Raw genomic sequence first — 20,327 nt, 5'->3', positions numbered from 1 at the left:
TGCCGGGGAGCGCATCGTGACCGACGTCGACCAGCGGTACGCGTCTGTGGAGCCGCAGCCCTACGCGCCCGTCACCGGCAATCTCGCGGACCTGCTGGAGCGGGTCCTGGACAAGGGCATCGTCATCGCGGGCGACATCAAGATCGACCTGCTGGACATCGAGTTGCTCACCATCCGGCTGCGTCTGTTCATCGCCTCGGTGGACACCGCGAAGAAGGCCGGCATCGACTGGTGGGAGACCGATCCGGCACTGTCCTCGCGGGCCGCCCGGGACGCGCTCGCCGAGGAGAACGCGCGGCTCCGCGAGCGGTTGGGGGCCCTGGAGCGCGCCGACGACGAGACCGAGGAGGTCCGGTGACCGAGCGCCCGGGAACATCCGGCCACCTCGTCTGCGCCTTCGCCGCCACCCGCACCCCGCCCTCCCCCGGTGCCCTCGCCGCCGCGCGGGGTCACGAGGAGGGCGGCCCCCTGCGGCTCCTGCGCGCCGGAGACCTGCACCTCGTCGTACAGGACGTTCCCGCGGCGTCGTTCGACGAGGCGGCGCTCACCGCCCGCCTCAACCACCCCGCCGACCTGGAGCGGTGCGCCCGGGCCCACCACCGGGGTGTCGAGGCCGCCGCCCGGCCGGGCCCGGCCGTCCCTCTGCCGATGGCCACCCTGTACCGCTCCGACCGGAGCGCGGCCGAGGCCGTCACCTCCAGGGAGGCCGCGCTCACCGCACTGCTCGACCGGCTGGAGGGTCGTACCGAGTGGGCGGTCAAGGTGCACACCGCCGAAACCGCCCCTGCCCCCACCCCCACTCCACCCACTACCCCTACCCCTGCCGCCGCCCCCTCCGACGGGTCCGCCGCGGGTGCCGGGGCCGACGGGCGGGCGTACCTCAGCCGGGCCAGCGTCCGGCGCCGGGTCCGGCAGGACGCCCAGGGCAGGGCGTCGGCCGCGGCGCGCGGCGTCGACGCGGAGCTGCGCCGGTACGCCGTCGAGGCCACCCGGCACCGCCCGCAGAGCGAGTCGCTCACCGGCCGCCGCACGCCGCAACTCCTCAACGCCGCCTATCTGGTGGACGACGCGCGGCGGGCGGAGTTCACCGAGGCGCTCGCCCGGATCGGTGCGCAGGCGGACGCGCTGGGCGTCGAGATCGCCGTGTCCGGCCCCTGGATTCCGTACTCCTTCGCCCGGTGGGACGAGGAGAGCGCGCCGGAGTGGCAGGAGGTGTGCACATGACGAACCCGACGGGGACGGCCCTCCCCTACACGCCGGCGACGCGCCCGCCCGCCGTCACGCACGTGCCGTGGGACGAGCCGGAGCCGTACGCGCCGATCGGCGTGCCCCTCGTCGACCTGCTGGACCGGGTGCTGGCGACCGGCGTGGTGGTCAGCGGGGATCTGGTGCTGGCCATCGCCGACGTGCCACTGGTCCGGATCTCGCTGCACGCCCTGCTGTCGTCGGTGAACGAGCGGGTGCCGGCCCCCTGGGCCGACAGCGGGCCGCTGTGACCGGGCCGCGCGAGAGCCTCATGGACCTGGACCCCGAGCGGGTCACCAACGACCTGGCCGCCCTGGTGCTGACCGTGGTCGAACTGCTGCGCCAGCTCATGGAGCGGCAGGCCGTGCGGCGCTTCGACGACGGGTCGCTCAGCGCCGCGCAGGAGGACCGGCTGGGCACCGCGCTGATGCTGCTGGACCAGCGCATGGACGAGCTGTGCGAACAGCACGGCCTGCGCCGGGAGGACCTCAATCTCGATCTCGGCCCGCTGGGCCCGCTCCTCGCCGATCCCGAACCCTGACCGCCGGTCCCGGACACCGGCCACCCCACCGGGCGATCCCTATGATGAACGCGATCGCTCAGACGAACATTCTCGGGTGCACCTGCCCGGGCGGGGAGGCACCTGGTGCGGGAGCCGGTCGAGGACAGTCGTCGGTGCGTTCCGGGGGCACGGCAGGGTCCGCTCGACGGTGCCCGCGCAGCTCGCAAGAGCGTCTCAGACATCCCCGGCATCCCCGGCGTCCCCTTCGCTCTCCCCGCCGAGGACCGGGCGTCGAGCCCGTACACCGGGTGCACCCGCGCGCACTGGGAGGCGGTGGCCGACGGCTCGCTGGCCGCCGCGTGGCGCTGGAGCACCCCGGGCGGCGCGCTGCTCGATCTGCCGGGGCGGCCGTCCCGTTCGGGTGTGCGCTCGGACGGCCTGGAGGGTTACGCCCGTACGTTCCTCGCCGCCGCCTTCCGGGTGGCCGGGGCCGGCGGCGACGATCCGCACGGTCTGCTGGAGCGGTACGCGCGCGGCCTGGCGGCGGGCACCCGGACGCCGGGCCGGGCGGACGCCGAGTCCTGGCCGCTGATCCTCGACCACGATGTGCGGGGCCAGCCGATGGTGGAGTCCGCGTCCGTCGCGCTCGGCCTGCGGCTGACCGCGCCCTGGCTGTGGAACCACCTCGACGCCGGGGTCCGGGACCGGGCGGAGGAGTGGCTGCGCGGGGCGCTGCGGCACACACCCGCGCCGAACAACTGGTACCTGTTCCCGTACACGGTCGCCGGGTTCCTGGAGTCGGTGGGCCGGGGCGACGCCGAGACGGCCCGGGCGCGGGGGCGGGCGCGGGAACTGCTGGCGGGCTGGTACCGGGGCGGGGGCTGGTACGCCGACGGCGACGGCCGCGCCTTCGACCACTACAACGGCTGGGCGCTGCACCTGTACCCGGTGCTGGACGCGTATCTCGCCGGTGACGCCGAGTCGCTGGCGCACCACGGTGCCCGGCTGCGCGCGCACCTCGACGGCTACGGGCTGCTGTTCGGCGCGGACGGGGCTCCGGTGCACTTCGGCCGGTCCCTGACGTACCGCTTCGCTGCCTCGGCCGCCGTGGGCCTGGGCGCGCTGACGGGGCACACACCGCTGTCGCCGGGGGCCTCGCGCCGGGTGGCGAGCGGCAGTCTGCGGTACTTCCTGGAACGCGGGGCGTTCACCGGGGACGGGCTGCTGAGCCTCGGCTGGCACGGCCCGCACGAGGCCACCCTCCAGTCGTACTCCGGTCCCGCCTCGCCCTACTGGGCGTCGAAGGCGTTCGTGTCGCTGCTCGCGCCCGCCGGGCACCCGCTGTGGACGGCCGTCGAAGAGCCCGCGCCGGTGGAGGTGTCCGACCGGGTACTGTCCCTGCCCGCGCCGGGGCTGCTCGTGCAGGCGACCCGAGGCGACGGGATCGTACGGCTGCACAATCACGGCAGCGACCACGTCGGGCCGCACGAGGCCGAGTCGGCCGCCGAGGACGACCCGCACTACGGGCGGCAGGCGTACTCGACCCGGACCGGTCCGACGGCGGCCGGGAACGCGGCGGACAACCACCTGTCGGTGGAGGTGGCCGGACGGGGCAGCGTCCGCCGCCGCATCCGTCCGCTGGGCGCGGGCCACGGCGACGGCTGGGGCTGGGCGGCCTCCTGGCACCGGCCCGTCTTCCGCGCCGGGCCCGCGATGGTGCCGGGACTGCGGGTGGAGAGCGTGACGGTGGCGGTGGGGGCGTACGAACTGCGGGTGCACCGGGTGACGGGGGCGCCGGCGGGTGCGCGGATCGTGCAGACGGGCTGGGCCACCGGCCCCGGGGAGGGACTGGTGTCGGAGCTGCACGGGCTGTACGGCTTCGACGCGCGCCCCGGGACGCTCCGCGCGCCGCAGGGCACCGCGTTCACCCGCTGGGCGGAGGTGCCCCGGCTCATCGGCGCGGCGGACGGCACCTCCGTCCACGTCTGCCTGGCGGCCCTCACGGCCGCCGCCCCGGCCCCGGTGCCACCGGCGAAGGCCGTCACCGGCGTCGCGGTCGACGGGACGGACACCGCGGTGACCTGGGCCGACGGTCGGGTCACCCGAGTCCGCTTCGATCCGGTCTCGGTGACGCACCAGGCGGGTTAGAGCCCTGGCGTCCGTTCGGCGCCCCCCTGCGGGCGCGCGGGGTACCGCAGGCGTACGGCACCGGCGTCCCCCGCCCGCCCGCTTCCGGTCGCGGCCCGCGGCCTCGCCCCCGAGGCTGGTACCGCACGGGTCCCGAGCGCCGGAACTGGAGCTGTCATGAAGAAGTCGTCGTACGCGTCGGCCGCCGTCCTGGCCCTGGCCGTCGCCCTCGGTGCCCCGGCGGCGGCCGCGGCGCAACGCTGCGGCCCGGCGCGCGGACCGGCCGACGTCAGCGCCTCGCAGTGTCTCGCCGGCGGCGGCTTGATCATCATCTCGTCGGACGGTTCGGGCTCGGGGACATTCACCCAGCACTGCCACGGCGGCAGCCACGACGGCGAGACGATCGTCTGAGGCCCCGGCCCTTTCCCAGTCCTCCCCCAGCCCTCCCCCAGCCCCTCCTACCGCCCTCAGCCCACAGCCCCCCTCCCCAGCCCCCGACCCCCAGGTTGACGACTCACCCGAACGTACCCGCATGACCCGGCGTCCGTGGGTACTCGCGCTCCGCATGCGAACCCACGGCCGTTCCCACGCGGCCGGCCGGAACCGGAGGAACAAGACGTATGAGCGAGGCCAATCCCCTCAAGCGGGTAGCAGGCAAGGTCAGCGACGCCCTCGGTGGCTATTCGGGCCCGGAGGAGGGCATTCCGGGCAAGCCCGCGCCCGAGTCCCCGTCGTTCGACGAACCCACCACGCCCCGTGAGCCGCTGCCGGCCAAGCCCGACCAGAGCGGCCCCGACACGGTGTCGCCGACCGGGCAGCCGACCGGCGCCGAGCAGGCCCGGATGGCGCAGTCCGGCGCCTTCCTGACCGACGCCCAGGGCACCCGGCTGTACGACACCGACCACTCGCTCAAGGCCGGGGCGCGCGGGCCGGTGCTGCTCCAGGACCACCACCTGCGCGAGAAGGTCATGCACTTCGACCACGAGCGCATCCCGGAGCGCGTGGTCCACGCCCGCGGCGCGGCGGCGCACGGCACCTTCCGGAGCTACGGCACGGCGGCCTCCGTGACCAAGGCCGCCTTCCTCACCCAGGACGAGGAGACGCCGGTCTTCGTGCGCTTCTCCACCGTGCTGGGCTCGCGCGGTTCCGCCGACACCGTGCGCGACACCCGCGGGTTCGCGACGAAGTTCTACACCAGCGAGGGCGTCTTCGACCTGGTCGGCAACAACATCCCGGTCTTCTTCATCCAGGACGCCATCAAGTTCCCGGACGTCATCCACGCGGGCAAGCCGCACCCGGACCGGGAGATCCCGCAGGCGCAGAGCGCCCACGACACCTTCTGGGACTTCGTCACCCTGCACACCGAGGCCACCCACCACACCCTGTGGAACATGTCCGACCGGGGCATCCCGCGCTCCTACCGGACGATGGAGGGGTTCGGCGTCCACACCTTCCGCCTGGTGAACGCCGAGGGCGCCACCACGCTGGTGAAGTTCCACTGGAAGCCGAAGCTCGGCGTGCACTCCCAGGTGTGGGAGGAGGCGCAGCTCGCGGGCGGGGTCGACCCGGACTACCACCGCCGGGACCTCGCCGACGCGATCGAGGCGGGCGCGTACCCGCAGTGGGAGCTGGGCATCCAGACCTTCCCCGACACCCCGGACCAGACCTTCGAGGGCATCGACCTGCTGGACGCCACCAACCTCGTCCCCGAGGAGCTGGCCCCGGTGCAGCCCATCGGCCTGCTGACCCTGGACCGCAACCCGTCGAACTACTTCGCCGAGACCGAGCAGGTCGCCTTCCACGTCGGCCACCTCGTCCCCGGCATCGACGTCACCGACGACCCGCTGCTCGCCGGCCGGCTCTTCTCCTACCTGGACACCCAGATCACGCGGCTCGGCGGTCCCAACTTCCCGCAGCTCCCGATCAACCGGCCGCACGCGCCGGTCAACGACATGCTGCGCGACGGCATGCACCAGACGGCCGTCCACCGGGGCGTCGCGCCCTACCGGCCCAACTCCCTCGACGGCGGCTGCCCCTTCCTGGCCGGTGCGGACAACGGGGCGTTCGTCGAGACGCCGGTACGGGTGCCGGAGGCGACGAAGGTGCGCGCGGCCCCCGAGTCGTTCGCGGACCACTTCAGCCAGCCGCGCCGGTTCTGGCTGAGCATGACCCCGGTGGAGAAGGAGCACATCGTCGGGGCCTACACCTTCGAGCTGGGCAAGGTCTACGAGCAGACGATCAAGGAGCGGGCCCTCCAGGTACTGGCCAACATCGACCCGGACCTGTGCGAGCAGGTCGCCACGGGCCTGGGCCTGCCGGCGCCGGCGCCGACCGTGCCGCTGGCCGACGTGGCGCCCAGCCCGGCGCTGTCCCAGATCGGGCAGACCTGGCCCACCGCCGGGCGGATCATCGGCATCCTGGCCGGCTCCACCGACCTGGACGGCGTGCACGCCGTGCGCGAGGCGGTGCTCGCCGCCGGCATGGTGCCGCTGGTCGTCGCGCCGACCGGCGGCAAGCTGGGCGACGGCACACTGACCGTGCAGCGGACGTACGTGACCGCGCGCTCCATCGAGTTCGACGCCCTGCTGCTGGCCGGGACGCCCGGTGTGGGCAGCGACGCGTACACCGCGCGGGACGCGGAGTCCGACCCGGTGCCGGTCGGCGCGCGGGCCGGTGACCCGCGGGTCGGGCTGCTGCTGTCCGAGGCGTTCCGGCACGGCAAGGCCATCGGCGCCTGGGCGGGCGGCGAGGCGGCCCTGGAGGCGGCGGGCGTGCCCACCGACGCGCCCGGTGTCGTCGTCGCCGACTCCGGTACCGCCGCGCTGGAGCGGATCACCACGCTCCTCGGCGCCCACCGGGTCTGGGAGCGGTTCAGCACGCAGGTCTGACCCGCGGCGGAGAGCGGGTCGCGGAAGAGACGGACAAGGGTCGAGGGTGCTGCCCGGCGGGCGCGTTCAGCGAAGGACGCGCAGCGCGCCGGGCAGCACCTTCGCCGTGACGGGGAGGACGGCCTCGACCTCGCCGTCCGCGCCGTAGGGCACCTCCCGGTCGGCCTCGACGCGTATCTCCCGGCCCCGCACGACCCGTACCTGGGGCCGGCGGACGTGCGTACCCGCCTCCAGCTCGCTCATCAGGGCGAAGAACAGCCGCCGCGGGGCGTGGTGGATCATCACCACCTCCAGCAGGCCGTCGTCCACCCGGGCGTCGGGGGCGATGCGGCGGCCGGAGCCGTAGTAACCGGAGTTGGCGGCCACCACCGTGTAGCCGCGGTACGCGTGTGGTTCGCCGTCGACGGTGACGCGGTAGGCGGCCGGGCGCCAGGTGGTGACGGCGCGCAGGGCGCCGGCGTAGTAGGAGGCGGTGCCGCGCAGCAGGCGGGCGTGGTTGGCGTGCCGGTTGGCGAGCGCGTCGATGCCCGCGTACACACTGCCCAGGACGACGGTGCGGTGGTGGGCCGCCGAGGTGATCTCGATGGTGTCCACCGGGCGCGGTTCGCCGCGCAGCAGTGTCCGGGCGATCCCGGCGGCGGCGGTGGGCAGTTCCAGGGCGCGGGCGAAGTCGTTGCCGCGGCCGGCCGGGACCAGTCCGAGGGTGGCGCCGGTGCCGCTGAGGGCGCCGCCGACGACCCCGGCGATGCCGTCGCCGCCGACCGCGAGGACCACGCGTCCTCGGTCCCCCGCCCGCCGGGCGAGTTCTCCGGCGTGGGCGAGGCTGTGGCTGTACTCGGTCTCCAGTTCCGCTCCCGCCTCGCGCAGCAGCCGGGCCACCCCGAGCAGGGCCGCGGCGCCGGTGGAGCCGCCCGCGGTGGGGTTGACGACGGCCGTGAACTGTCGCATCTGCGTGCCTTCCGGGCTGGCTGACGGAGGGGGGCCGGACTCTTCTGCCACGAGGGGCGGGGCCGGGGCCGGGGGTGCGGTCGGGGGCGCGGGGTTTCAGTCGGCGGGCAGCAGGACGCCGGGGGCGAGCAGGCCCGCCGGGTCCAGGGTCCGCTTGACCGCGCGCAGGGCCGCGACACCGAGGCCGCCGGCCTCCCGGACGTACCAGTCGCGGTGGTCGGTGCCGACGCCGTGGTGGTGGGTGATGGTGCCGCCCGCGGCGAGGATCGCGTCGTTCGCCGCGTGCTTGGCGCGCGTCCAGTGCGCCACCGGGTCCGCGCCCTGCGCCGAGACGACGGTGAAGTAGAGGGACGCGCCGTTCTCATAGACGTGGGAGATGTGGCACATGACCAGGGGCGGGGTGCCTGCCTCGGTGAGGGTGGCGGTGAGCGTGTCGCGGACGGCCTGGTGGAGGCCGGGCAGGCGGGACCAGTACGCGGCGGTCTCCAGGGTCTCCGCCAGCGCCCCGGTGTCGAGGAGGGCGTCGCGCAGGTAGGGCGCCGAGTAGCGGCCGCGGGCCCAGCTCTCCCCCGGTTCCCGGCCGGCGCGGGTGCCGCCGGACGCGGCCAGTACGGCGGCGGCGCCCGCGCGGCGCCGGGCGGTGTCCTCCTCGGTGCCCTCGAAGCCGACCACCGCCAGGCAGCCGGCGTCGGGCCCGCCGGGGGCGTCGGGGCCGCCGGGAGCGTCGGGCCGGCCGGGGGCGGAGCCGAGGGCGTCGGGCTGGGCGAGGCCGATCAGGGTCTCGGTCTCGTCGGAGAGCCGCAGGACCGTGGGGCGCGGGCCGTCCTGGGCGAGCCGGCGCAGGGCGGCGGAGCCCTCGGCGAAGGAGGCGAAGCGCCAGCCCTCGTAGCGGCGCACCTCGGGGACGGGCCGGATCCGGACGGTCACGGAGGTGATGACGCCGAAGGCGCCCTCCGAGCCGAGGATCAGGTGGCGCAGGTCGGGTCCGGCCGCCGAACGCGGGGCGCGGCCGGTGTCGAGGGTGCCCTCGGGGGTGGCGAGGGTGAGGCCGAGGACCATCTCGTCGAAGCGGCCGTACCCGGCGGACGCCTGGCCGCTGGAGCGGGTGGCGGCGAAGCCGCCGATCGTCGCCCACTCGTAGGACTGGGGGAAGTGACCGAGGGTGAAGCCGTGGGCGGCGAGCAGCGCCTCGGCCTCGGGGGCGCGCACTCCCGGCTCCAGGGTGGCCGTGCGGGAGACCGGGTCGAGGTCGAGCAGGCGGTCCATGCGGCGCAGGTCCAGGGCGAGGAGGACACCGGTGCGCTCGGGGGTGAGGCCGCCCACGACGGAGGTGCCGCCGCCGAACGGGAGGAGCGCCAGGCCGTGTCCGGCGGCGGCCCGCAGCACGGCGAGGACCTCGTCGTGGCTCTCGGGGAGCAGCACGGCCGCCGGGGCGCCGGAGGTGTCGCCGGCCCGCATCCGCAGCAGGTCGGGGGTGGACTTGCCGCGCAGATGCCGGATCCGGCTCTCGGTGTCGGTGCGCACGGCGTCCGGGCGGCCGCCGAGGGCGGCGAGCAGCGTCCGGTGAGCGGCTTCGGGCAGCGGCGCCTCGGGCAGGACGAGGTCGGCGAGGACGGCCGGCGCGGTGGCAGGGGGCGTGACGCCCAGCAGGTCGCGCAGCAGTCCGGTGACGGCTTCCGGCAGCGGGGTCGCCCGGGCCGGGTCGCCCCAGCCGTTCCACAGCATGTCCACGCCTGTCCTCCGGTCGGGGTCGCGGGGTGCCGCCGTCGGCGGCCGCACGGGCGTTACACTGTTACACATGACGCCTAACCGTCACAACCAGTCGGACGGGCCGGCCCGCTTGGACCAGCCCGCGGACCCGGACCAGCCCGCGGACCCGGACCAGCCCGCGGACCCGGACCGGCCCGCGGACCCGGACCGGCACGCGGACCCGGACCGGCACGGACGACCGGACGGACCCGGACAGCCGAGCCGCCCCGAGCGCCCCGACCAGCACGACCGACCCGACCGACCCGACAGCCCCGGTAAGCCGGGCCGTCCGGGCCGTCCGGGCCCCGCCGCCGACGGTGACGCCGTGCTGGACGCCGTGCGCGACTGCGTGCTCGCCGTCGGGGTGCGGCGGACCACCCTGACCGACGTGGCCCGCCGCGCCGGGCTCTCCCGGATGACGCTGTACCGGCGCTGGCCCGATGTGCGCTCCCTGGTCGGTGACCTGATGACCCGGGAGTGGGTCGCGGTCGCGACCGGGGCGATGCCCGAGCGCCGGCCGGGCCGGGACACCCGCGCGCTGATGGTCGACGGGCTGGTGGCCGGCGTGGCGGCGTTCCGGGCCCACCCGCTCTTCCACAAGATCCTCGACGTCGACCCCGAACTGCTGCTGCCCTACGTCCTGGACCGGCGCGGAGCCAGCCAGGAGGCGCTGCTGGAACTGCTCCGCGACGCCCTGCGGGACGGCCACGCCGACGGGTCGGTGCGCCCGGCCCCGCCCGAGCGGCAGGCCCGGTCGGTGCTGCTCGTCGTCCAGTCCTTCGCCCTGTCGCTGCGCACCATGACCGACGAGGACGACGCGGAGCTGACCAGCGCGGCCTTCCTCGGGGAGCTGCGCACCCTCCTGGAGAGGACCCTGACACCATGAACCCGTTCGGCGACCCGACCGCCGGGGCCTCGCTGTCCGCCGCGCGGCGCACCCGCGAACTGGCCGCGTCCGTCGGCCCGGAGACCGTGGACGTGCTGGTCGTCGGGCTCGGCGCGACCGGTGCCGGTGCCGCGCTTGACGCCGCCGCGCGCGGCCTGAGCGTCGTCGCGGTGGACGCGCACGACCTGGCGTTCGGCACCTCCCGCTGGAGCTCCAAGCTCATCCACGGCGGGCTGCGCTACCTCGCCTCCGCGCAGTTCGACGTCGCCCGGGAGAGCGCGGTCGAACGCGGGGTGCTGATGGAGCGCACCGCGCCCCACCTGGTACGGGCGCAGCCGTTCGTGCTGCCCCTGACGCCGATGGTCTCGCGCGGGCAGTCCGCGCTGGCCCGGGCCGGGTTCCGGGCCGGGGACGCCCTGCGGCTGACGGCCCGTACCGCCCGCGCCACGCTGCCCGCGCCACGCCGGCTCTCCGCGGTCGAGACCCGGCACCTCGCCCCCGCCGTGCGCGCCGACGGGCTGCGCGGCGGCCTGCTCTCCTGGGACGGCCGGCTCACCGACGACGCCCGTCTGGTGACCGCCCTCGCCCGGACCGCCGCCGCGCACGGCGCCCGGATACTGACCCGGGTACGGGTGCGGGAGCTGACCGCTTCCGGCGCCCGGGTCCGCGACGAACTGACCGGCGAGGAGGGCACGGTCCGCGCCCGCGCCGTGATCAACGCCTCCGGGGTGTGGGCCGGCGACCTGGTGGACGGCATCCGCGTCCGCCCCTCCCGCGGCACCCATCTCGTGCTGCGCGCGGAGAGCCTCGGCCCGCTCCCGGCCGGCCTGCACATCCCGGTCCCCGGCGAGACCAACCGTTTCGTCCTCGTCCTGCCGCAGGGCGACGGCCGGGTCTACGTCGGTCTCACCGACGAACCCGTGGCGGGCGGCGTCCCGGACGTTCCCGAGGTGCCCGAGACGGACGTCGGTTTCCTGCTCGACGTGCTGGGGTCGGTCCTGGACGTCCCGGTCCGCCGCGCGGACGTCGTGGGCGCCTTCGCGGGACTGCGCCCCCTGCTGGACACCTCCGGTACGAGCGGTACGGCGCCGCGCACGGCGGACGTCTCCCGGCGGCACGCGGTGCTGACCTCGCCGGACGGCGTGGTCACGGTGGTCGGCGGCAAACTCACCACCTACCGGCGCATGGCCGAGGACGCCGTGGACGCCGTCGTCGCCGCCCGCCGCCTGCCCGCCGGGCGCTCCCCCACCGCCGGGCTGCCGCTGGTCGGCGCGGCCGCGCCCGGCGTCCTGGCGGGAGTGCGGGCACCGCGCCGCCTCGTCCTGCGCTACGGCACCGAGGCCCCGGCCGTGCACGCGCTCGCCGCCCGGGACCCGGGGCTGGCCGCGCGCGTCCTGCCGGACCACCCCGTCACCGGCGCCGAACTGCTCTGGGCGGTGCGCCACGAGGGCGCCCTCGACGAGTCCGACCTCCTCGACCGCCGCACCCGCATCGGCCTGGTCCCCGAGGACCGCGCGGCGGCACTGACGGCCGCGCGCGACTTCCTGGGCTGAGACGCCCGACGCTCCACCGCCGGCGCCGATGCCTACGCCTACGCCTACGCCGGAGCGCGGGGCCGGGGGTCAGGGGCCGTCACAGCCTCCCGGAGTCGTCCCCTCCCAGCCGCCCGAGGGCCTCGCGCACCTCCGCCTCCACCTCCTGCCGGGTCTGGCCGCGTGCCCTGACGTACTCGGCCATCGCGGCGCGCGCGTCCCGGTCGAGGTCGCGCCAGGCCCGCAGGGCGGTCTCGTAGGTCTGCGACTGGCGCGCGGTCCATTGCGTCTGGGTGGGCGGCCCGTACGAGTCGCGCAGCTTGTCGACCCGGCTGTGCGCCTGGTCCGCCGCGCGCCGCTTCTGCACGAGTTCGTCGAATGTGTGAGCCACACGAAAAGACCCTAATCACGCCGGGGCCGTCGCGCGCGCCGAGCACGACCTCCACAAGTTGCCCACAGTTGCCCACCGGGGGTCCGCCGACCCTTAACATCATGGGCACCAACCATGGCCGGACCTGCACGAGAAGTGAGGAAGCGTGTCGGACACCGAGGGAGCGGCGGTGCCTGAGCGGCTGCTGATCAGTCGTGCCACCACGGACGACGGCGTCTGTGTCGTCACTCTGGCGGGTGAGGTGGATCTCGACGGCAGCGCCCAGCTCCGCGACGTGCTGCTGTCCGGCCTGGAGACGTCCCGGGTCGCGGTGGTCGATCTCGCGGACGTGGCGTTCATGGATTCCAGCGGCATCAACGTGTTCATCGCCGCGCACCAGGCCGCGGCGGCCGGCGGCGGCACGCTGCGCCTGGCCGCCCCGCGCCAGGCGGTCCTGCGGGTGCTGCAACTGGTCGGCCTCGACGTGCTGATCGCCTGCTACCCCACCGTCGACCAGGCGCTGACCGGCTGACGGCCGCCGCACGGGCAGCGGCACCGGTCACCGCGCGAGGCAGCGGCCGCGCAGGGCGGGGGGCGGCCGGCGCGGCGGAAGGCGGGCCGTCACCGCAGGGGAAGGCGGGCGTACACGGTCTTCCCCTGCGCGTGCGGCTTGGTGATCACCTCGTCGCACAGCCGGGTCACGATCTCCAGACCGTGCCGGCCGATCCGCAGGGGGTCGCGGGGCAGGAACGTGGGGAAGCCGTCCGCCGTGTCCGACACCGCGATCTCCACCTGGTCCTCGATGAGGGTCAGTACCAGCCGGCAGGGACCCGGCGCGTGCCGCAGGGCGTTGGTCACCAACTCGCTGGTGACCAGACGCGCCGCGTCCAGGAAGGTGGCGGACGTCTCCACGCCCGCCTCGCCGAGCCGTCCGACGAAACCCTGGACGACGTCCCGGGCGGCGGGGATCATCGCCGTTCCGCCGGCGAACTCCACCGCCGCGGACAGGACGGAGCGTTCCGCGGCATGGGGTCTGCGCGCCCGAGTCATACTGAGCCTCACCGTCCGGTCCGGGGCCGAATAGGGCAAGCAGGAGCCCGCGGCACCACACGATACGCACCGCAGGGGCCTGTTCGATCCGCTTGCCGCCAACTTCCGTCGCGCGGGCGGCTTTCCGGCCGCCGCCCGGAAGGCGGTGACCTCGGCCCAGGAGCAGCCCCGCGCACCCGTACGGCTGCGGGTGCGGGCGGCCCGTCCTCCGTTTTCCCGAGGCAAGCCCGTTGACATGTTCACAGTGGCGGAGAGATTCTGAGAGCGCTCTCACGATGGTCCGGACCAGCCTCCCCATACCGGCTCCCCGGCCGTCTCCCCCACGTCTGCGCGCCCCCGCTCCCCGGGGCGCGCACGGAGGTCGCGCATGTTCAGCAGAGTCCGCCCGGCACGACTCGGGCACCGGATCGCCGCGACGGCGACCGCCCTCGCCACCGTCGCGGCGGGTGTCCTGCTCGCCGCCGGGTCCCCCTCCGCGAGCGCCGCCACCGCCGGCGGCACCGCGGTCCCGGCGACCATCCCCCTGCAGATCACCAACAACTCCGGCCGCGCCGAGCCGGTCTACGTCTACAACCTCGGCACCGAACTGTCGACGGGCCGTCAGGGCTGGGCCGACGCGGGCGGCACCTTCCACGCCTGGCCCAGCGGCTCCAACCCGCCGGTCCCGGCACCCGACGCCTCGATCACCGGCCCCGCCCCCGGGCAGACCGCGACCGTCCGGCTGCCCAAGTTCTCCGGGCGGGTGTACTTCTCCTACGGCCAGAAGCTCGTGTTCAAGCTGACCACCGGCGGCCTGGTGCAGCCCGCCGTGCAGAACCCGAGCGACCCCAACCGCGACATCCTCTTCAACTGGTCGGAGTACACGCTCAACGACTCCGGGCTGTGGATCAACAGCACCCAGGTCGACATGTTCTCCGCGCCGTACGCGGTCGGCGTCCAGCGCTCGGACGGCACCACCGCGACCACGGGGCACCTCAGGGCGGGCGGCTACCACGGCTTCTTCAACGCGCTGCGCGCGCAGTCCGGCGGCTGGGCCGGCCTGATCCGGACCCGCTCCGACGGCACCGTGCTCCGCGCGCTCTCCCCGCTGTACGGGGTGGAGACCGGCGCCCTGCCGGCCTCGGTGCTGGACGACTACATCAACCGCGTCTGGCAGAAGTACGCCACCTCCACGCTGACGGTCACCCCGTTCGGCGACCAGCCCGGCGTGAAGTACTTCGGGCGGGTCTCGGGCGGCGTGCTGAACTTCACCAACAGCGCGGGCGCCGTCGTCACCAGCTTCCAGAAACCGGACGCGAGCAGCGTCTTCGGCTGCCACCGGCTGCTGGACGCCCCCAACGACCAGGTGCGGGGCCCGATCTCGCGCACGCTCTGCGCGGGCTTCAACCGGTCCACGCTCCTGACCAACCCCAACCAGCCGGACGGCACGGCCGCGGACTTCTACCGGGACGCGGTGACCAACCACTACGCCCGTGCGGTCCACGCGCAGATGGCCGACGGCAAGGCGTACGCCTTCGCCTTCGACGACGTCGGCAACCACGAGTCGCTCGTGCACGACGGCAATCCGCAGCGGGCGTCCCTGATCCTGGACCCGCTCGACTGACCGGCACCGGCCGGCCACCGCGGGCGCACCGGGCGGACCTCACCCGGTGCGCCCGCGGCACGGGCACTCAGGAAGCCGTGCAGGCGCCCACCGCCGGTACCGCGCCGCTGCCGTTCTTCATCACGGTGAACCCGAAACTGGTCGAGGCGCCGGCCGCCAGCGAGCCGTTGCCGTTCGGCCGCATGGTCAGCACGTTGCCGCTGCTGTCCCAGGCCGGGCTGCCGTTCCAGGTCGCCGACATCTTCTGCGGCGCGGTCAGCGTCACCGTCGCCGTCCAGTCGCTGATCGCCGCCGTCCCGGCGGTGATGGTGACCTTGCCGTTGTAGCCGTTGTTCCACTCCTCCGCCTTGCTGTACGTGGCGGTGCAGGTCGCCCCGCCGCCCCCGTCTCCGCCGCCGCCCGTGCCGCCGAGCGCGGACAGCACCGCGCCGTAGGCGGGCTTGGCCGCGTAGTTCGCGTCGAAGAGCAGGGGCGTGCCGCTGCTGCGCCAGGAGTACTTGTCGGTGATGCCCCAGACGGTGATGCCGGTACAGCGGCTCACCGCCAGGCAGGCCCTGACCACACTGGCGTAGCTGTTCGCCTGGGCGGTGCCGGAGCCCTCGATGTCCAGCTCGGTGATCTGCACGTCGACGCCGAGGTCGGCGAAGCGCTGGAGGTTGGCCTGGTAGTCGGCGGGGACCGGGGAGGCACTGTTGAAGTGGGACTGGAAGCCCACGCAGTCGATGGGCACGCCCCGCGACTTGAAGTCCCGGACCATGGCGTAGACCGCGTTGCTCTTCGCGTTGACGCCGTCGGTGTTGTAGTCGTTGTAGCAGAGCTTGGCGGCCGGGTCGGCGGCGCGGGCGGTGCGGAACGCCTCCTCGATGAAGCCGTCGCCCAGCTTGTCCTGGAACGGGGAGCTGCGGCGGGCGCCGCTGCCGCCGTCCTGGAACGCCTCGTTGACCACGTCCCAGCTATGGATCTCGCCCTGGTAGTGCTGCATGACGCGGGTGATGTGGTTGTTCATCGCCGACCTGACGTCGGCGGCGGCCAGGCCGCCCACCCAGCCGGGCAGTTGGGAGTGCCAGACGAGGGTGTGGCCGCGGACGGCCATGCCCCGGCCCCGCGCGTGGTTCACGACCTGGTCGGCGGCGCCGAAGGTGAAGACGTTCCGGCTCGCCTCGGTGGCGTCCCACTTCATCTCGTTCTCGGGCGTCACGGAGGTGAACTCGCGGTTCAGCGTGGCGGTGTAGGCGGACTCGCCGAGGTGGCCCGCGGCGACGGCGGTACCGAAGTAGCGGCCCTTGCCGGCCGCCGCCGAGCCGAGGGTGTCGGCGGCCTCGGCGGAAGGACCGGCCTCGGCGGAAGGGGTGGCTCCGGCCGAAGGGGTGGCTTCGGCGGTGTGGGTGGCGGCCGTCAGCGCCGCCACGGTGACCAGCCCGGCCGTCGCGGCCCGCCATAAACGTGTCAGATACATGTCATCCCTTCGGTCGAGCGGGGGCTCGGTTTCGAAAGTTTCGGTCTTGTTTCCGAACGGTGCGGAGGAGATTACGGTCCCCCGTGGGGCCGGTCAACGCCCGCAACAGTCCGAGTTCCGCCGCACCGGCGACATGTGGCCACCACCCCGGACACCGGCCGCACCCTCGCCTCCTTCGCGCACCTTCTTCGAATGTTTCGAACGGTTCCGGCGTGCCCGCCGCCGACTGTCCCGGCCCCCGTCGGCGCCCACGCACGCGAAGAGCCCCCGGTGCCTGTAGGGGCACCGGGGGCTCCGCCGCCTGCTCAGGGGATCTGATCTGGCGCATCCCCCGCCGGCCACGCGTTCCTCGCTCAGTGGCGGAACGTGTCCTTGGTCTTCTCCTTGGCCTGCCGGGCGTCGCCCTTCGTCTGCTCGGCCCGGCCCTCCGCGGTCAGCTTCTCGTTGCCGACCGCCCGGCCCGCCGTCTCCTTGGCCTTGCCCTTGGCCTGCTCCACCTTCGCCTTGGACTTCTCGCTGCCTGCCACGTCGTCTCACCCCTGCGGTCACATCGGTTGCGTGACCCACCGTGTTTCCCGCTCCGCGCCCGGCAAACCCGGCGGCCGGCCGGGTGAGCGGGCCCGTGGCGGGTAGGCGGTCCTTGCCGGGCAGCCGTTGTCCGGGTGGAGAACTCGGAGGAAATGTCATGGCCGGAGTTCTGGACAAGATCATGCGGTACGCGCGCAGCCCGCAGGGGCGTCGGACGACGGAGCAGGTACGCCGGGCCGCCGCGGACCCGCGCCGCCGCTCGCAGGCCCAGCAGTTGCTGCGGAAATTCGGCAAGCGCCGCTGACCCGGCACGGCGGAGACCCGGCATGGGGGCCCTGCGCGGCGGCTGACCCGGCCGGGTCAGCCGCGAGTGGCGTGCGGATGGCTGCGGGGCCGCTCCGGCGGGCGGCGCCCGTCGTCGCCGGAGCGGTTCCGCCACCAGTCCGGTGCGGCGACCAGCAGGGCGCAGAGCATGAAAGCGACGCCCGCGCCCACCGACAGCGCCACGGCACGGTGGTAGTCGTCGTGGGTGTCGGCCAGCACCAGGTAGAACAGGCCCGGCAGGGCGGCGGTCCCCACCGCTCCGCCGAGGCGCTGCCCGGTCTGCAGGGCGCCGCCGGCGGCGCCCGCCATGGCCACCGGGACCTCGCGCAGTGTCATCGTGAAGTTCGGGGAGATCACGCAGCCGTTGCCGAGTCCGCCCAGGAGCAGCAGCGGCGCGGCGAGCCACGCGGCCGAACCGGCCGGCGCCAGCCACAGCACCAGCGCCGCGCCGCCGAGCCCGGCCATCACCGCGACGAGCCCGCAGACGGTCAGCAGCCGGCCGAACCGGCCCACCAGCCGGCCGGCCACGGCCGCCGCGGCGGCGGAGCCCACGGCGAACGGGGTCACGGCGAGGCCGGACCGCAGGGGTGAGTAGCCCAGTCCGTTCTGGAAGAACAGGGCGAAGACCAGCCACACGCCGCTGAAGCCCACGAAGTACAGCGCGCCCAGTCCCGCGCCGGTGGCGTAGCCGCGGGTCGCGGTGAGCAGGCGCGGGTCCAGCAGCGGAGCGCCGTCGCGGGCGGCGACCCGGCGCTCCCACCGGACGAAACCGAGGAGCACCAGCGCTCCCACCGGGAACAGCCACCACAGGCGGCTCAGCCCGCCCGCCTCGGCCAGGACCAGCGGCAGCATCACGGCCAGGATTCCCACGCCGAGCAGCGCGACCCCCACGGGGTCGAGGCGTCCCCGCTTCCCGGGTGCCATCCGGGGCAGCAGGCGGGCGCCGAGCACCAGGGCGACGAGCCCGACCGGCACATTGACGTAGAAGATCCAGCGCCAGCCCCGCGAGCCGTCGGCGAGGGCGAGGATCAGGCCGCCGACGACCGGTCCGACGGCGCTGGAGACCCCGACGGTGGCACCGAAGAGCCCGAAGGCACGGCCGCGCTCGGCGCCCTGGAACATCTGCTGGATCAGGGCCGTGTTCTGCGGGGACAGGCCCCCGGCGGCGACCCCCTGGGCGAGCCGGGCGACGACGAGCAGGGTGATCGAGGGTGCGGCGCCGGCCGCCGCGCTGCACACCACGAAGGCGGCCAGGGAGACGAGGAAGACCCGGCGTCTGCCGAACGCGTCACCGAGGCGTCCGGCGGTCACCAGGGTGAGGGCGAAGGCGAGGGCGTACCCGGAGACCACCCACTGCACGGAAGCCGCCGACGCGTGCAGTTCCCGCTGCATGGACGGCAGCGCCACGGCCACGATCGTCACGTCGAGCAGGGTCATGAAGCCGGCGACCAGCGTGGCCCACAGGGCCCGCCACCGGTTCGGATCGTTCACGGGTACTCCCTCCGCGAGAGCGCCTCGCGCTCCCACGCCTGCGTCACCGGTCCGGGGCGGTCCAAACGTCCCAGGGCGCGCCGACCGCCCCTTCGGGCCTCATAAGCAGGGCTTATGGGCCCATAGACCGGACCCGAGTACCGACTTAGGGTTGCCTCAGCTTAGGCTTCCCGTCGAGTCGATCTGTCACCGCTCGAAGGGAACCCGAACATGCCCCGCCCTCTGCGGGTAGCCATCGTCGGATCCGGCCCCGCCGGAATCTACGCCGCCGACGCCCTGCTCAAGTCCGAGGTGGCCGCCGAACCCGGCGTTTCCATCGACATCTTCGAGCGCATGCCCGCTCCGTTCGGGCTGATCCGCTACGGCGTCGCCCCCGACCACCCGCGGATCAAGGGCATCATCAAGGCCCTGCACCAGGTGCTGGACAAGCCGCAGATCCGTCTTTTCGGCAATGTGGACTACGGCACCGACATCAGCCTGGACGACCTGCGCACCTTCTACGACGGCGTGATATTCGCCACCGGCGCGACCGCCGACCGTGACCTGGCGATCCCCGGCATCGACCTCGACGGCTCCTACGGCGCCGCCGACTTCGTCGCCTGGTACGACGGCCACCCCGACTTCCCGCGCACCTGGCCGCTGGAGGCGGAGAAGGTCGCCGTCCTCGGCGTGGGCAACGTGGCCCTCGACATCGCGCGCGTACTGGCCAAGACCGCCGACGAACTGCTGCCGACCGAGATCCCGCCGAACGTCCACGAGGGTCTCAAGGCCAACAAGGCGCTGGAGGTGCACGTCTTCGGCCGCCGCGGTCCGACGCAGGCGAAGTTCAGCCCGATGGAGCTGCGGGAGCTGGACCACTCCCCCAACATCGAGGTCATCGTCGACCCCGAGGACATCGACTACGACGAGGGCTCGATCGCCACCCGGCGCGGCAACAAGCAGGCCGACATGGTCGCCAAGACCCTGGAGAACTGGGCGATCCGGGACGTCGGCGACCGGCCGCACAAACTGTTCCTGCACTTCTTCGAGTCGCCGGCCGAGATCCTCGGCGAGGACGGCAAGGTCGTCGGGCTGCGCACCGAGCGCACCGAGCTGGACGGCACCGGGAACGTCAAGGGCACCGGCCGCTTCAAGGAGTGGGACGTCAGCGCGGTCTACCGCGCGGTCGGCTACCTCTCCGACAAGCTCCCCAAGCTGCCCTGGGACCTGGACACCGGCACGGTCCCGGACGCGGGCGGGCGGGTCCTTGAGGAGTCGGGCGAGCACCTCGCCTCCACGTACGTCACCGGCTGGATCCGGCGTGGCCCGGTGGGCCTGATCGGCCACACCAAGGGGGACGCCAACGAGACGGTGGCCAACCTGCTGGACGACTTCGCGCACGGCCGTCTGCGCACGCCGGCCTCCCCCGGCCCGGAGGCGCTGGACGCCTTCCTGGCCGAGCGGAACATCCGCTTCACCACCTGGGAGGGCTGGTACAAGCTGGACGCCGCCGAGCGGGCGCAGGGCGAGCCGCAGGGCCGCGAGCGGGTGAAGTACGTCGAGCGTGAGGACATGCTCCGGGAGAGCGGCGCCTGATCTCGGTACGGCCGCGGGCTCCCGGCCCGGCCGTACGCGCGAACCGGGCCCCG

General features: G+C 74.4%; 20 protein-coding genes. 13 read left to right on the top strand and 7 right to left on the bottom strand.

The features are described 5' to 3' along the window. Positions 1–16: 16 nt before the first annotated feature. From ABEB00_RS06725 to ABEB00_RS06695, 7 genes are all read left to right on the top strand, one after another. A complete protein-coding gene (locus ABEB00_RS06725) occupies positions 17–358 on the top strand; it encodes a gas vesicle protein (protein WP_345617982.1) in 342 nt (113 codons plus the stop codon). Beyond that, a complete protein-coding gene (locus ABEB00_RS06720; protein WP_345617981.1) occupies positions 355–1,224 on the top strand; it encodes a GvpL/GvpF family gas vesicle protein in 870 nt (289 codons plus the stop codon). The genes ABEB00_RS06725 and ABEB00_RS06720 overlap by 4 nt, the downstream gene beginning before the upstream one ends. A gap of 62 nt (positions 1,225–1,286) precedes the next feature. Continuing rightward, positions 1,287–1,496, top strand: a complete 210-nt coding sequence (locus tag ABEB00_RS06715) for a gas vesicle protein (RefSeq protein ID WP_345618066.1) — start codon at positions 1,287–1,289, stop codon at positions 1,494–1,496. A gap of 20 nt (positions 1,497–1,516) precedes the next feature. Beyond that, the gene (locus ABEB00_RS06710) at positions 1,517–1,786 is read left to right on the top strand and encodes a gas vesicle protein K (protein WP_425586450.1); all 270 of its coding nucleotides are present in this window, start codon (positions 1,517–1,519) and stop codon (positions 1,784–1,786) included. Between the two features lie 210 nt (positions 1,787–1,996). Beyond that, positions 1,997–3,895 (top strand): DUF2264 domain-containing protein, encoded by a 1,899-nt coding sequence (locus ABEB00_RS06705; protein ID WP_345618065.1) that lies wholly within the window; start codon positions 1,997–1,999, stop codon positions 3,893–3,895. Positions 3,896–4,051: 156 nt separating this feature from the next. Next, a complete protein-coding gene (locus ABEB00_RS06700; protein ID WP_345617979.1) occupies positions 4,052–4,285 on the top strand; it encodes a hypothetical protein in 234 nt (77 codons plus the stop codon). A 209-nt stretch (positions 4,286–4,494) separates the two neighbouring features. Beyond that, positions 4,495–6,762 (top strand): catalase, encoded by a 2,268-nt coding sequence (locus tag ABEB00_RS06695; protein ID WP_345617978.1) that lies wholly within the window; start codon positions 4,495–4,497, stop codon positions 6,760–6,762. Between the two features lie 66 nt (positions 6,763–6,828). On the opposite strand, the gene ABEB00_RS06690 is transcribed toward ABEB00_RS06695, so the two are convergent. Then, entirely contained in the window at positions 6,829–7,710 is an 882-nt protein-coding gene (locus tag ABEB00_RS06690; protein WP_345617977.1) for a diacylglycerol/lipid kinase family protein, read from the bottom strand. A 96-nt stretch (positions 7,711–7,806) separates the two neighbouring features. Beyond that, entirely contained in the window at positions 7,807–9,441 is a 1,635-nt protein-coding gene (locus ABEB00_RS06685) for an FAD-binding oxidoreductase (protein WP_345617976.1), read from the bottom strand. Between the two features lie 343 nt (positions 9,442–9,784). On the opposite strand from ABEB00_RS06685, the gene ABEB00_RS06680 reads away from it, so the two are divergent. Further along, entirely contained in the window at positions 9,785–10,345 is a 561-nt protein-coding gene (locus tag ABEB00_RS06680; protein WP_345618064.1) for a TetR/AcrR family transcriptional regulator, read from the top strand. Further along, positions 10,342–11,898, top strand: coding sequence for a glycerol-3-phosphate dehydrogenase/oxidase (locus ABEB00_RS06675; RefSeq protein WP_345617975.1), 1,557 nt, complete (start codon positions 10,342–10,344; stop codon positions 11,896–11,898). The genes ABEB00_RS06680 and ABEB00_RS06675 overlap by 4 nt, the downstream gene beginning before the upstream one ends. Positions 11,899–11,977: 79 nt before the next feature. Here the strand turns inward: ABEB00_RS06675 and ABEB00_RS06670 are convergent, their stop codons facing one another. Continuing rightward, positions 11,978–12,268: a hypothetical protein gene (locus ABEB00_RS06670; protein WP_345617974.1), complete on the bottom strand. Its 291-nt coding sequence runs from the start codon at positions 12,266–12,268 to the stop codon at positions 11,978–11,980. Between the two features lie 145 nt (positions 12,269–12,413). Here ABEB00_RS06670 and ABEB00_RS06665 point away from each other — a divergent pair, with 145 nt between their 5' ends. Next, positions 12,414–12,779 carry an STAS domain-containing protein gene (locus ABEB00_RS06665; RefSeq protein WP_345617973.1) on the top strand — a complete coding sequence of 122 codons (366 nt, stop codon included), beginning with the start codon at positions 12,414–12,416 and terminating at the stop codon, positions 12,777–12,779. 89 nt (positions 12,780–12,868) lie between these two features. Here ABEB00_RS06665 and ABEB00_RS06660 read toward each other — a convergent pair whose 3' ends face one another. Beyond that, positions 12,869–13,297: an ATP-binding protein gene (locus ABEB00_RS06660; RefSeq protein ID WP_345617972.1), complete on the bottom strand. Its 429-nt coding sequence runs from the start codon at positions 13,295–13,297 to the stop codon at positions 12,869–12,871. 367 nt (positions 13,298–13,664) lie between these two features. On the opposite strand from ABEB00_RS06660, the gene ABEB00_RS06655 reads away from it, so the two are divergent. Further along, entirely contained in the window at positions 13,665–14,900 is a 1,236-nt protein-coding gene (locus ABEB00_RS06655; RefSeq protein WP_345617971.1) for a glycoside hydrolase family 64 protein, read from the top strand. Between the two features lie 67 nt (positions 14,901–14,967). On the opposite strand, the gene ABEB00_RS06650 is transcribed toward ABEB00_RS06655, so the two are convergent. Both ABEB00_RS06650 and ABEB00_RS06645 read right to left on the bottom strand, forming a co-directional pair. Next, entirely contained in the window at positions 14,968–16,356 is a 1,389-nt protein-coding gene (locus ABEB00_RS06650) for a glycoside hydrolase family 10 protein (protein WP_345617970.1), read from the bottom strand. 353 nt (positions 16,357–16,709) lie between these two features. After that, positions 16,710–16,883 (bottom strand): CsbD family protein, encoded by a 174-nt coding sequence (locus ABEB00_RS06645; protein WP_345617969.1) that lies wholly within the window; start codon positions 16,881–16,883, stop codon positions 16,710–16,712. Positions 16,884–17,041: 158 nt separating this feature from the next. Between ABEB00_RS06645 and ABEB00_RS06640 the strand changes: the two genes are divergently transcribed. Beyond that, a complete protein-coding gene (locus ABEB00_RS06640; RefSeq protein ID WP_345617968.1) occupies positions 17,042–17,188 on the top strand; it encodes a hypothetical protein in 147 nt (48 codons plus the stop codon). Positions 17,189–17,244: 56 nt separating this feature from the next. Here ABEB00_RS06640 and ABEB00_RS06635 read toward each other — a convergent pair whose 3' ends face one another. Further along, positions 17,245–18,645 (bottom strand): MFS transporter, encoded by a 1,401-nt coding sequence (locus tag ABEB00_RS06635; protein WP_425586449.1) that lies wholly within the window; start codon positions 18,643–18,645, stop codon positions 17,245–17,247. Between the two features lie 264 nt (positions 18,646–18,909). Between ABEB00_RS06635 and ABEB00_RS06630 the strand changes: the two genes are divergently transcribed. Beyond that, complete coding sequence (locus ABEB00_RS06630; protein WP_345617966.1) at positions 18,910–20,274, top strand: FAD-dependent oxidoreductase; 1,365 nt, start codon at positions 18,910–18,912, stop codon at positions 20,272–20,274. Positions 20,275–20,327: the final 53 nt, after the last annotated feature.

It is taken from the genome of Streptomyces ziwulingensis, assembly GCF_039542605.1.
GTDB lineage: Bacteria > Actinomycetota > Actinomycetes > Streptomycetales > Streptomycetaceae > Streptomyces > Streptomyces ziwulingensis.
Note: the sequence above shows the minus strand (reverse complement) of the source record. Positions and strands in the feature narration are given on the sequence as shown.

Coding starts and splice junctions, on each gene's coding strand:
- ABEB00_RS06710 (WP_425586450.1), top strand. CDS start 1,517: ATGGACCTGGACCCCGAGCGGGTCACCAACGACCTGGCCGCCCTGGTG.
- ABEB00_RS06700 (WP_345617979.1), top strand. CDS start 4,052: ATGAAGAAGTCGTCGTACGCGTCGGCCGCCGTCCTGGCCCTGGCCGTC.
- ABEB00_RS06695 (WP_345617978.1), top strand. CDS start 4,495: ATGAGCGAGGCCAATCCCCTCAAGCGGGTAGCAGGCAAGGTCAGCGAC.
- ABEB00_RS06690 (WP_345617977.1), bottom strand. CDS start 7,710: ATGCGACAGTTCACGGCCGTCGTCAACCCCACCGCGGGCGGCTCCACC.
- ABEB00_RS06675 (WP_345617975.1), top strand. CDS start 10,342: ATGAACCCGTTCGGCGACCCGACCGCCGGGGCCTCGCTGTCCGCCGCG.
- ABEB00_RS06660 (WP_345617972.1), bottom strand. CDS start 13,297: ATGACTCGGGCGCGCAGACCCCATGCCGCGGAACGCTCCGTCCTGTCC.
- ABEB00_RS06655 (WP_345617971.1), top strand. CDS start 13,665: ATGTTCAGCAGAGTCCGCCCGGCACGACTCGGGCACCGGATCGCCGCG.
- ABEB00_RS06650 (WP_345617970.1), bottom strand. CDS start 16,356: ATGTATCTGACACGTTTATGGCGGGCCGCGACGGCCGGGCTGGTCACC.
- ABEB00_RS06640 (WP_345617968.1), top strand. CDS start 17,042: ATGGCCGGAGTTCTGGACAAGATCATGCGGTACGCGCGCAGCCCGCAG.
- ABEB00_RS06635 (WP_425586449.1), bottom strand. CDS start 18,645: ATGACCCTGCTCGACGTGACGATCGTGGCCGTGGCGCTGCCGTCCATG.
- ABEB00_RS06630 (WP_345617966.1), top strand. CDS start 18,910: ATGCCCCGCCCTCTGCGGGTAGCCATCGTCGGATCCGGCCCCGCCGGA.